The 13047-nt window shown below is 36.6% G+C and carries 11 protein-coding genes; 6 read left to right on the forward strand and 5 right to left on the reverse strand.

The genetic code is table 11. The features are described 5' to 3' along the window. From VIK44_RS09645 to VIK44_RS09670, 6 genes are all read left to right on the forward strand, one after another. Window positions 1-793: type I restriction-modification enzyme R subunit C-terminal domain-containing protein (locus VIK44_RS09645; protein ID WP_331553691.1), on the forward strand; the 793-nt coding region annotated here is incomplete at its 5' end. Window positions 794-881: 88 nt separating this feature from the next. After that, window positions 882-3116, forward strand: coding sequence for a hypothetical protein (locus VIK44_RS09650; protein ID WP_331553692.1), 2235 nt, complete (start codon window positions 882-884; stop codon window positions 3114-3116). A gap of 1 nt (window position 3117) precedes the next feature. Continuing rightward, a complete protein-coding gene (locus VIK44_RS09655; protein ID WP_331553693.1) occupies window positions 3118-4791 on the forward strand; it encodes a LeoA/HP0731 family dynamin-like GTPase in 1674 nt (557 codons plus the stop codon). Window positions 4792-5100: 309 nt separating this feature from the next. Then, window positions 5101-5676, forward strand: a complete 576-nt coding sequence (locus tag VIK44_RS09660) for a hypothetical protein (RefSeq protein ID WP_331553694.1) — start codon at window positions 5101-5103, stop codon at window positions 5674-5676. 161 nt (window positions 5677-5837) lie between these two features. Further along, on the forward strand, window positions 5838-6995 hold the full coding sequence (locus tag VIK44_RS09665) for a DNA-3-methyladenine glycosylase I (RefSeq protein WP_331553695.1): 1158 nt from the start codon (window positions 5838-5840) through the stop codon (window positions 6993-6995). Between the two features lie 276 nt (window positions 6996-7271). Beyond that, window positions 7272-7508, forward strand: coding sequence for a hypothetical protein (locus VIK44_RS09670; protein ID WP_331553696.1), 237 nt, complete (start codon window positions 7272-7274; stop codon window positions 7506-7508). A 425-nt stretch (window positions 7509-7933) separates the two neighbouring features. Here the strand turns inward: VIK44_RS09670 and VIK44_RS09675 are convergent, their stop codons facing one another. From VIK44_RS09675 to VIK44_RS09695, 5 genes are all read right to left on the reverse strand, one after another. After that, entirely contained in the window at window positions 7934-8599 is a 666-nt protein-coding gene (locus tag VIK44_RS09675; protein WP_331553697.1) for a response regulator, read from the reverse strand. Beyond that, a complete protein-coding gene (locus VIK44_RS09680; RefSeq protein ID WP_331553698.1) occupies window positions 8592-10199 on the reverse strand; it encodes a sensor histidine kinase in 1608 nt (535 codons plus the stop codon). The genes VIK44_RS09675 and VIK44_RS09680 overlap by 8 nt, the downstream gene beginning before the upstream one ends. Window positions 10200-10363: 164 nt before the next feature. Continuing rightward, window positions 10364-11338 (reverse strand): 2-keto-3-deoxygluconate permease, encoded by a 975-nt coding sequence (locus VIK44_RS09685; RefSeq protein ID WP_331553699.1) that lies wholly within the window; start codon window positions 11336-11338, stop codon window positions 10364-10366. 23 nt (window positions 11339-11361) lie between these two features. After that, on the reverse strand, window positions 11362-12534 hold the full coding sequence (locus VIK44_RS09690) for an NAD(P)-dependent malic enzyme (protein WP_331553700.1): 1173 nt from the start codon (window positions 12532-12534) through the stop codon (window positions 11362-11364). A 307-nt stretch (window positions 12535-12841) separates the two neighbouring features. After that, the coding region (locus VIK44_RS09695) for a hypothetical protein (RefSeq protein ID WP_331553701.1) at window positions 12842-13047 on the reverse strand (206 nt) is incomplete at its 5' end.

The following is a 13047-nucleotide window of genomic DNA, read 5'->3' on the forward strand; positions in this document are numbered from 1 at the left end:
TATGTATGGGCTGATCCTTGCCCAGCTGGAAGCCCTACCGAGTTTTAAAACCGCCAAACGCCAGCTCTGCAACCTGATGGGCGAGCTGGAGAAAAAGATCAGCATCCCCCAGATCAAGGCAAAACTGCCCCTGATTCAGACGGTCACCACCGACGAGTTCTGGGCAGCGGCCAATCTTCTTTTATTTGAAAAGGTCCGGGCGGAGCTGCGGGATCTGATGATGTTTCTCATCGATGATGGGGATAAAAAGAAGCCGGTGATCACCAATCTTTACGACCCGGTGCTGGTCCGAACCGAAGGGACGGTCATGGAAGCGGCCTATGACTACGGCGATTACAAGGTGAAGGTCAACCGCTATATCAACGACCATAAAGATACCCTGGCCATTCAGAAACTGCGCCGGAACAAACGATTGACCCAGACCGAATTTCTGCTACTGGAAAATATTCTGAAAAAGGAATTGGGCAGCAAGGATGATTATGAGCGGGAGTTCGGCGACACCCCTCTGGGACTGCTGATTCGCAAGATCGCCAGGCTGGATCACGAAGCGGCCATGGAAGCCTTTTCGGAATTCATTGACGACCAGTCCCTTGACCAGCTCCAGGTTGTTTTTGTGAATAAGGTCATTGATTACGTGGAGCAGAACGGCTACATCGAAAATATCAAGGAGCTCATGAAACCGCCCTTTGATAAACCTCTGAGCTTCAGCAGGCTATTTGATTCGAAAAAGCAGGCGAAGTTGGTGGAGATTGTGAAGGGGTTTAGGGAGAATGCGGTTGAGGTGGTTGGGTGAGGTATGAATATGGGACCAGTTCGAAGACGTCGCAAATGCGAGCTGTTAGGTGCCATTGCAATTGGTAATAAATAAAGGAGGTATTTTTTTGAAAACAAGTTCTCCGAGTGATATTTATGCAACTATATTGCATGAGATAAGCAATCTCATGCACTCGTTAAAAACAGAAACAACTGACGATGAAATCAGAAAATCTCAAGAAGATGCCCAAAAACAATTAGCGGGTGTTCATAGAGAAGTAAACAGTGCCCTTGAAAGCCTCCAGTTGAATGCTGAATGGGATGTTTTTAGTATTGCTTTTTATGGTGAAACCAACGCTGGGAAATCTACGCTTATTGAAACATTGCGTATTTTGCTTAGAGAGCCAACTAAAGAAAAAGAACGGGAGGAATTTAAAAAGATTATCGATTCAATACAGGATATTCAAAAGCAGCGTGAACAAGGGGAAAAATTGCTTGAACAAACTAGCAAGGATTATCAGCCAAAGATAATCGAATTTGATGAAAATATTAACTCCATAAATTTAAAACAAGCAGATATTAAGACTCAAATTGACCAACTGAAAGAAAATATGGATGATATTGAAATTCAGATAAAGGTCAAACGAAAATCATCCATTACAAATTTCGTTAGGGGTCTTTTTGGTATATTGAACGAACAACAAGAATTTCAGATGTTTGTGAAAAAAAAATTAAGCTATGAATCTGATATCATATCTTTGGATAAAGAAAAATCAAAAGTAGAACACTTAAAAGAAAGTATACAAGAAGAATGGGATGCAAAATTCAAGAGCATAAAATTCTCTGAAGAAAGGTCGGATGAAGAAATTAAACAACTCACAGGAAAATTAACAGAACATTGCGATGGTAAAATAATTGGAGATGGACATCCTGACTTTACTCGAAAAGTAACCCCTTATCAGTTTGAATATTGTGGACAGAAATTTGCATTACTTGACCTTCCTGGAATTGAAGGTAATGAAGATCTTGTTCTGAATGAGATTAATGCCGCTGTACAAAAGGCCCATGCAGTATTTTACGTTAGTAGCAAACCTACGCCACCGCAAACAGGAAATGAAGGTACGCTTGAAAAAATAAAAAAACATCTTGGGCAACAAACAGAGGTATATTCTATTTTTAATAAGCGAATTAAAAATTACCAACAGTTACAAACTGGACTTATTAATGATGATGAAAAAAAAAGTCTGAAAGAACTTGACACGATTATGCGCGATAGATTAGGTGAACAATATGAAAAGCATATTATTTTAAGCGCATATCCGGCGTTTCTTGCAATTGCTAATTGCTCACAAAACGATTTTGAGAAGGCGCAGAAAAAGTTTATTGAGAAATTTAACTCACAAGACAATCTTTTACAGGAAAGTCTTGTGAAAAAATTTAGCGATTGGATTACAATAGACTTGGTCAAAAATTGCAAAGCGAAAATCAAAAAATCTAACTATAAAAAAGTTAGCATTGCATTAAAGCGAACAAGCGGTAAATTACATGAAATTCATAAGAGTTTACATGATCTTCAACAAAAACTAATCAAAAATAAAAAAGCGACAGATAATCAACTAAATAAAGCCGCTGAAATTCTGAAACAACAACTCGATACAGAAGCTTATAAGGTTGTAAATGAATTTAAAACTCTTTTACGAATAAATATTTACAATGATATTGATAAAGAGCTAAATAATGATGAATTTAAGAGTGCTTTTAAATGCAGGATAAATGAAGCTATAAATATATTAAGCAATACTGTTAATGAAAAATTTGACATAATTATGGCTGAATTCAAAAATGATGTTGCGGATATTATTGAAAAGTATTATCGATACGCGTCGGAGTTATTAAGCGCCTATAAAAATTCGGCACAATTTGATTTTGATTTTACACCAAATATTGATATAAAAAGCGATATTAACTGGACTGGTACAATATCATCTATAATTGTTGGTATAGGGGGTGTCATATTATGTATTCTGAGTCCAGCGGGATGGCTGGTTTTGGCATTATCAATTATTGGGGCTGTAATCAGTATTGGGAAGGAGGTATTGGGATTGTTAGATCCCAAGCATAGAGCTTCACAACAGAAAAAAGCTGCTGACGATAATATCGAAAAAATGGGTGATGAAATTTCGGAATTAGTAATAGCAAGGATTAAAGATGCACATAATCCTTTACAAAAAGGTATTACGGTTATAAAGGATGAATTGCTTAAATCTGTTAATAATATCAAATCGATAAATCAGGTTTTTCGCAGTGCGGAAACAAAGTTCGAGTTATTAACTATAGCAGTTGAAAAGGAAGGAGCAAATTAAAATGGAAACAATTGATGTATTTCAAAAGAAACAAAAAAAAATAATTGACATTCTCAAAAAAACACTTGCTTTTTTGCAGGAGGGCAAACAATTTGGCATCGAAATTGACGAAAGACTGATAGAAAAAGTAAAACTTGGAATCAATGAAACTGGCGATGAAAAACTTAAAGTCGCCCTGATTGGTGGATTTTCAGAAGGTAAAACTTCAATCGCAGCGGCATGGTCTGAATACTATGACAAGTCGACAATGAAAATCAGTCAGAGCGAATCTTCCACAGAAATAGTATTATATTCTCTTGATGATATTGATTTAATTGATACTCCAGGCTTGTTTGGTTTCAAGGAAACTGTAGATAAAGAAAAATATAAGGACATAACAAAAAAATATGTAAGCGAAGCTCATCTTGTTCTATATGTAATGAATCCAAATAATCCTATTAAGGAAAGCCACAAGGAAGAATTAATATGGCTTTTTAAAGACTTGAATATTCTGCCACGTACTGTATTTGTAATAAGTCGTTTCGATGAAGAGGTTGATATTGAGGATAATGATGATTACGAGCGCGGCCTTAAAATTAAAAAAGAAAATATATTAGGTCGTTTGAATGATTTCGGAATAATAAGTCCAGGTGAAGAAGTTAGCATTGTAGCAGTATCCGCCAATCCTTTTGAAAAAGGTATTGATTACTGGCTTGAGCATCTTGAAGAATTTAAAACACTATCGCATATAAAATTATTACAAGAAGCAACAACAAATAAGATTAAATCTGCCGGAAACACAACTGCGCTGGTTCTGTCTTCACAAAAGAGTATTGTGAGCGATATTTTGCATAGGGAAATGTCTGGTGCTAAAGAGAGAGTAACAAAAGCCGTTGAAGAATGCAGTCAATTTAGTGAGGTATGTGCTGACATACAAAAAGAACTAGAGAAAACCAAACGTAAAATAAGCGCTACACGTATAAATTTGCGCGCATTTGTTGCAAATATTTTTACTGATTTAATACTGCAAGCTCAAGGTACAAGTCTAGATACTTTTAATGATTTTTTTCAGCGCAATATAGGTAGTGAAGATGTAGTACTTGAAACTAAAATCAATAATGAATTTGAGCGTCAGTTAGGAAACACATCTTGTGAAATCAATCAAATGCAAAATATTTTTAACGCTGGAGTTGAACAATATACAAGTGTCGTTGGTGATATGGCCTTCAATGGCCTTAAAATGGGTAGTGAGTTTTTGAAAAGGAGTTCTGTCAATATAACCAATAAAGGGGTGCTTGCAGCTCGTGATATGCTTAAATTACCGATTAAGTTTAAACCATGGGGAGCTGTTAAACTTGCAAATGGATTTAACAAAGCCATACCTATTGTTGGCTCAGTCATTGGCATTGGGTTTGACCTGTGGGATAGTTATAGTCAAATGAAAAAGGAAGAGGAATTTCAACGCGCTATCAATAAAGTGGTTTCAAATTTTGAACAGCAAAGGAAGGAATATTTAGGATTTATTGATGATGAGCAAGTATTCATTCCTCAATTTTTCCCCAATTATATAGAATTGTTAGAACAAATAGATACAATGAAAAATGAAATGGTGAAAAAGGAACAGCAACAGGAACAGTTTATACAATGGCAGAAAGATGGCGAAATTATTGAAGCTGATTTTGAAGTGATTGAATAAACTGATTATGAAACGAACGCAACGGCGCATAACAGGCTACGCCGTTGCTGGTCTAATGTCCAAAGGCACGTCGCCTAACAACGTCTTTGAAAAACCGCCAGACTTTGCCACAAGTGTCAAAGATCTTGTGAGAGCCCTGTGCCTAACACTAGATTATTAACTTAACTTATCGTGAATCCACGGTGTATCCATGCCATTATCGGCGATGGAGAACATAGAATGACTTGTGTAATTATCTATCAGAATATACGTTTGGCAGGAGCTAATAGATCATCAAGGATGCTTGAATTGAAGATTGGGGCCTAAGATATGGGAATAAATTATAAACAATGTCCAAAGTGCGGATCAAAGAATTCACTAAGAATCATTTATGGAATGCCTGAACCTGAGCTTTTTCAGGAAGCTGATGCTGGAAAGGTTAAGCTTGGCGGCTGTTGCATAATTGAAGGTACACCGGAATACTTTTGTAATGACTGCAAGCATGAATGGAACCATGAGCAAGCTTTTGATGGGGCATACAGCAAGATTAAAACTGTAAAAGCATCGACAGGTGGATACTTTGGCGGTTATTATAATGTGGAAATCGATCTAGTTAATCTCAAAACCATCTGGAGTCATTGGGGCGGAGGAGAGGAAGAGTCGACAGTCCATAAAACAATCAGGAAATCTACGGCAGCCAAGTTTATTGAACAGATGAAAATGGCTGATCTGCTAAACTGGAAAGCAAAGTACATAGAACCAGGAGTTTGTGATGGCACTCAATGGAGCGTTGAAATCATAATTGATAAAAGAACTATAAAAAAACATGGTGACAATAAGTTCCCTGCTAAATGGGAGATATTATGTAAAGCTGTTGCACGTTCAACTTCAAAAACATTTGAGTAATAAAGCTAGTGGGGAAAATAATAATTTCACACAGAACTTATCCCAAAAATGTACATTCTTCTATGCAATAATAGATTATATGAAATATAAAACAATTGGATAGTGAAAAAACGGTAATAGATTTGTCAAAAAATCAAATACAACTGAGGTAGGAGCTAAATATGACTGAAATATTAAATGCGGCAGTGTCCCATATAAAGTTCGGCAATGGGAAGATTACTAAATTAGAAAAAGGTTTTGTCACCATACTATTCAATGATTTCGAAAAGAAATTTGCTTATCCGGGTTCGTTTAAAAATTTCTTAAGCATCAGCGCGCCTGATCTTTCGGAAAAAATAAGAATTGTGATAGAAAAAATCGAATTTCAGGAGCAGGAACTAAACCGCATTGAAGAAGAAAAACGAATCGAAGCGCTAAGGCTGAAAGAAATCCAGGATCAAATAGACAGAGATGAAGAAATAGCAAAGGAAAAATTGAAGAGACAAAGACCTGGAAAAGTGATGGACGGCGGAGTAAGAAAGACCTGTTTGTTGGATAATGAACAGATGGCTGGTATTTTTCAAAGGGTAAAAGAGACGTTGTTCAGTAACAGCAACTATACCCAAACAGAGTTTGACGAGCGGTTTGATGTATATAAAAACTATGAAAATAGATTGATGAGCAACAATGAATATTACCAATTAATCGTCAATATTATCTTTTATTCTGGGTTTAAAGCCGCAACCGTGGAAAAGCATTTGGACACCATCCACGCATATTTTCCCGATTACAAGGTTGTCTTGGATTATAACCTCGAACAGATCGAACACATCAAAAATGATCCCAAAATGATTCAAAACAAAAGAAAGATCGATGCCTGTGTGAAAAATGCTGAAAAAATTGATGAGATTGTTAAGGAATACGGATCAGTGAAAGCATACATTAATTCATTCGAACCAAATTTAAACGAAGATTGTCTTAATAAATTGAAGAAAAGCCTGGAAAAGAATTTCAGTTACCTTGGTGGAATCACTTCATATCATTTTATGACAGATATTGGACTGAATGTATTGAAGCCGGATCGGGTGATAGCAAGAATATTTTACCGCCTGGGTTTAATTGCGGATGAAAATGAGTTATTTGAGGCAGTGAAAATCGGCAGAGCTTTCAGTATCGCGACAAAAATACCAATTCGCTATATTGATGTAATTTTTGTGATGTATGGTCAATTGAATCAGGAAAAACTTGAGTGCATTTGTTCAGAGAAGAATCCGAAATGTCAAAAGTGTGGGGTAAAAATAGACTGCCAGTATGCAAAGGAAAACGGCATGATGCAATAAGTAGAATACTTGTTAGCAATGACGGTGCCAAGCCCAACTTAACTTATTAGTCTGAGAAATACATGAGGACATATCATTTGCGCCCTTTCCCAAAAGATCCGATTCCGAAAATCAAGGAGATAAAATCTGAAGAAAAATCAAAAAATCACTAACGGCGGTGAAGGTCCTAGATAACTGGATTTTGAAAGAAGGCTATGTTTGAATTAAAATTTATGTATACAAACGATCATGTTAACGATTTGACATGTGAGGCAAAAAGGTCGAGGTGACGAGAAAATGTCTTTTTTTTCGGAATACGAAAATTTAATCCAGGATATCACTGAAGACATAGAAGCAGGAATTATCACAGCAAATGATCATTTAAAAGTCGTTCGCAAAAGAAAAACTAAATCGAATGACTATCGTCCGATCTCTGATTTTTACTATATGAATAACCAGCCAAAAGTAAAATACGAGGAAATGCGGGTTTGTGATGTATTGCAGGAATTGGTTCTTCGAAATATGATGAGATAATCCAAAAGCGCAATAGGATTTAATATCAACGTCAAGAGTAAAGATGTGTTGAATTTTTGAAGCAACGGCATGGCATGCCGAAACAGCACCAGTTAAAATAAAAGGATTGGAAGCTGAGAAAAGAGAAATATTTTCCAGACAGATTGAGCACAACATTGATTGAATCGTTGGAAACCCGAACAAAAAGTTTCAATCGCGCTATGTTCATGCTTTAATCATAGCATACTTGAAACACGGGTGATAAAGATGAACTATCAAAAAAACTCGAATCGATGTTTAAAGAATGAAAAAAGAAGCAGGAATGGGATACAACACCTGAATATAATAAAATTTCTCCTTGAAGAGTAGGTTAAACTCGGATCATCCAGAGACCTGTGCCTGAAACCTTTGAATGATTGGAGTAAACAGTGTGAACCGCATTATTATTAAATCTTGTAATACTGATACTGTGGTCTTCCCACTTTACCATATTCAACCAGCTTCTCAACTTTATGCTCTTTTTCCATATGTTCAAGATATCTTCTGACCGTTACCCTTGCTATTCCAAGCTTTTCTGATAAAACATCTGCAGTAAAGACATGGTAATTACTTTTCTCTATTTCATCCCATATGGATTTATAGGTGTATTTATTGAATCCTTTGGCAAAATCTTCCTCTTGATGAGCCGTATTAATTAGCAAATCTAAATCCTTTTGCTCGATCTCATCATTCTTTTTAAAGTTATCATGTCTGCTTTTAAATTGAATGAGTGCTTCTTTAAACCGTTCAAAGTTAAAGGGCTTGATGAGATAATCCACCGCGCCATATCGAAAGGCTTCCTGTATTCTGTCAATCGATTTATCTGCGGTGATTAAAATGATATCGATATCGATATTTTTTTCTCTGATCCATTTAAGAAAATCAATGCCGTTCTCATTAGGAAGATAGACATCCAGCAAAATCAAATCCGGCTTTTTCATAGTAATAAATTTCTTTGCAGCGTCAAGATTGGAAACTGCCGCACAGAGTTTAAACCCATCGATCCGTTTTAAAAATTTAGAGTTAATATCTCTAACCATGGGATCATCTTCAACAATCATAACCTCAATCAAGTTCGTCACCCCTTTTCATAGGAATAGTGATATTCCAAAAAACACCGTCCTGACACTCCAGGCTGATCATTCCTCCAAAATCATCGATTATTTTTTTTACAATAAACATGCCATTGCCCCTTTGATCTTTTTTGGTTGAAAAGCCCTGTGTGTATATTTTTTCTCTATAGGCAAGAGGTATTCCTTCGCCATTGTCCTTCACCTGTATATTTAAATGCTTTTCATTCTCAAATATTTTAATATAAACAAAGCCAGTTCCATCATTTCGCACTTCATCCAAAGAATTTTCCACAAGATTGCCTATGATTGAAACAATTTCTTCCGAAGTCATATGGTGCGGTAATCGTGTAAGCCTTGATTCTTCATCGATCATTAACTTAATCCTGCATTCTTCAGCTTTATTATATTTTGCTAATAAAAGAGCCGATACATAAGAGCTTTTTATGTTCTTCGTTAAAACATTGCTTATTTTATTTCTGACTTTAGCGACATCTGTAATAAACTCAAGGGCTTCATTGTACTCTTCAAGCTGTATAAGTCCTGAGATCGTATGAAGCTTATTCATGAATTCGTGATTTTGAGCTCTTAATGACCATGCCATTTTTGTAACGCCTGTAAGCTCTTCTGCCATTTTTCTAACTTCTGTTTTGTCTCTGAAGCTTGCAATCGCTCCTATAACTTTACCGTCATTCATGATGGGAATTCGATTGGTTACAATGATTGTGTTATCGATTCTCTGCTCTTTATCAAATTCGGATTTTCCGGTTTCTACAATATTAATCATTTCAGTGTTGGGAATCACTTCTTCAAGATTTTGGCCGATAAGATTGTTTTTGTTGTATTTCGTTCCGAATTTTAATATATTGATTGCAGCATCATTGATCAGGGTAATCCTTCCTAAATTATCAACGGCGATTAATCCTTCATGAATAGCATCCAGCATACCCATTTTTTCAGTATAAAGTTTACTTATCTCCTCAGGTTCAAGCCCAAGCAAAATCTTTTTTATATTGTTTGATAATATAAAAGCTCCGATTATGCCTACAGCTAATCCTCCGATACTAATTAAAATGATATAAATAACGGCCGTATTTTTAGCAGCTTCAATACTGTTTGTGAGTGTTCCCACCGCAACAAAACCAATCTCGACCTTATTATCTGAATCATATATCGGTGCGAACGCTCTCAAAGCTTTTCCAAGAGTACCTGTGGCTTCTGAAATATAGGTTTCTCCTTCTTCGGCGACTCTGGTTTCATCTCCTCCAACAAACTTTTCTCCGATCATATCAGGATTTGGATGAGAATACCGAATGCCTTCCTTATCGACTACAATGATATAATCAACTTGTTCCAAATTTTTGAGTAACAGATCGACATAAAGTGAAATCTTTCCCTCTGGATCTTTATTTTCCAAAGCATTTACGATTTCTTCAGAATGAGCGATCATCTTTGCTATATTCAAAACGTTGGTTTTAGCTTTGTTTTCAATAATATTTGTCATCCATGAAACTGCGAAAACACTGATGACCGATATTGAAACAAATACGACGATTGTAACGAGTAAGGTAATCTTTGTATGCAGTTTAATTTTTTTTCTCATATCATCAACTCACTTTAAAAAAATAAAAATAAAAACACGGAAATCATGAAAGACAATTGTTAACTTGAAAGATTAGTAATGAATGATATTATATATCAAGTCTTCCATGATTGTCTCACATTTTCCGTGTTTCAGATAATAATCTTTTCTTTATCGCTTTCTATCTAGGATACGGCAGTTTCGCCAATTAACTTGCTCGCTTTGTATTTACTCAAAGCTTTGTAGGCAAAACTTACAATAAATGGGCAAACTATTGCAGATACGACACAGGATGCTGCAACCTGAGCGGTCGCTATTGTTGCTATAACTGCTAAGGAAGGATCTGCTAAAGCAACTAATGCAGGTGTGGCTACGGCATTTCCTGCTGTTGATCCTGTTGCTAAACCAATGATGGGTTCTTCTTTAAATAATTTTAATAAGATATAAGCGCCTATGCCTGTAAAGGCAGCTATGATTCCCAATAAGATACCAGGACCGCCAGCCGTTACAATTGTTTGAAGGTTCATTGCGGCTCCCAGAGGGAAGGAGAAAAATGGGATTAACAACATCTTGCTGCTGCCCAGGAATTTTCTCATATCTGGATCGAGATTACCTAAAATCATCCCGAGTCCGATTGGAATGATTACGGCTACAAGTGCCATAAATGGTACATGAGCAAGACCTGATGCACCCAAAGCGACGAGCGTGAAAAATGGACCGTCTTTGAGTGAAAGGAGGGCATAAGCACCGACATCCGTCTCATCACCATATTGTGATGCAAGCGATGCATATAAGCCACCGTTACAATTTGTTAAAGCAGCAAGAACTGCCAGTGGCGATAAACCAAGGATACCTGCAGGACCGAATATTAAGCCTACGGAGATACCGATACCCGCGCCGACAATGAATTTTCCTGTAATCAACAGCGCACCTTTTTTAAGTGCCTTTGGTGCTAATTTAAAACTAATCTGTGAACCGATCAAAAACATAAAACAACCGAGGATGGTTGATGCTGCCTGGGGACTGAATAATGCAGTTGTGAATCCACCAATCTTTAAAAATTGTGGAAAGAACGTATTGACTAATACGCCTAAGAATAAAGGAACAATCATCATACCACCTGGAATTCTATCCAGTGTTTTCTTAATTGGAATTTGCATACTGTATACCTCCTTTTACTTTCTTATATTTGCGCTACGCCAGTTTCTCTGGCGGCTTTTTTTATTGCTTCAGCGATGTTGACTACAACCGTTTTGTCCAGTGCATTTGGTAATATATTGTTTTCATTTAAATCGGCATCTTTTACCATGGAAGATATGGCATAAGCAGCAGCTAATTTCATTTCCTCATTAATTTCCTTTGCTCTTACATCCAATGCTCCTCTGAATATTCCCGGGAAAGCCAATACGTTATTAACCTGGTTTGGAAAATCAGAACGACCGGTCCCGATGACTCTGGCTCCGGCAGCTTTTGCCTTATCCGGCATAATTTCCGGAGTTGGGTTTGCCATTGCAAAAAGAATCGAATCTTTATTCATGGAACTTACCATGGCCTGGCTGACGATTCCCGGTGCAGAAACGCCGATGAATATGTCTGCCCCTACCAATGCATCAGCGAGAGTTCCCTGTACATTGTCGGGATTCGTTAATTTTGAAAGTTCTTTTTTAGCATCATCCACATTTTCCATGCCTCGGTAAAGAATACCGAACTTATCACAGGCAATGAGATTTTTCACCCCTGAAGAAAGAAGTAATTTTGTTATGGCAGTCCCTGCAGCGCCTGCTCCGTTGACGACCACTTTTACATCAGCGATTTTTTTATTGACAACTTTTAAAGCATTGATTATTCCTGCAAGAACAATGATAGCTGTTCCATGCTGATCATCGTGAAATACAGGTATATCTAATTCTTTCTTTAATCGCTCTTCGATCTCAAAGCATCTTGGCGCTCCGATATCTTCTAAATTAATGCCGCCAAATCCAGGAGCGATGAGCTTAACCGTTTTAATGATTTCATCCACATCTTTTGTATCTAAACAGATTGGAAATGCGTCGACATCTGCAAACTCCTTAAATAAGATTGCTTTTCCTTCCATAACAGGCAGAGCAGCCTTAGGACCGATATCGCCTAATCCAAGTACGGCTGTTCCATCTGTAACGACTGCCACGAGATTTCCTTTTGCAGTATACTTATAAACATTTTTTTCGTCCGCGTGAATTCTTCTGCATGGTTCTGCAACGCCTGGAGTATAAGCAATACTCAAATCGTCTCTTGACTGAATTTTTACCTTTGATACGACCTCAATTTTTCCCCGATACGTTTCATGCATTTTCAAACTTTCTTCAGAATAATTCATTTTGTTCTTTCCTTTCATGTTTAAATTATTTTTGTGTTTCCTGACTATATGCAAAGGATATCATCAGTTTTATATTATTGAAATATTATGAAATTAAAAAAAGAGTTATGGTCATAAAGAATACTTTGATATTTATTTAACATTTTTCTTTCATGGAAGAACCACTATCCGATTGGAACATTCAGTGGTTTTTTGTCTTTTATTAAAATAAACAGGAAAAAGGGGATGTCTCAAAATGATTGGAAAATCATTTGAAGAGACATCCCCTTTTTACGTAAGATGTAATAGTAAAAATGTTATTTTGATCCTAAAAATTATTGTTGCAATTAACCTTGTCTTTGGTTTTTAAAATACCAAACGTATCAATAATGTATGGTTGTGCAACGCCCTTTTCATCTTTAATGTTTTGGTCTATTTCGTATGAAATAACAGAAAGCTTGTCGCCATCAATTGTGACGCTTTCGAAGTTTTGTATTTGGCTGCGTACTGGTCTAGTCGGGTCAGTTGGATCCG

Source organism: Acetobacterium sp., from assembly GCF_036508315.1.
In the GTDB taxonomy this organism is placed as follows: Bacteria; Bacillota; Clostridia; order Eubacteriales; family Eubacteriaceae; genus Acetobacterium.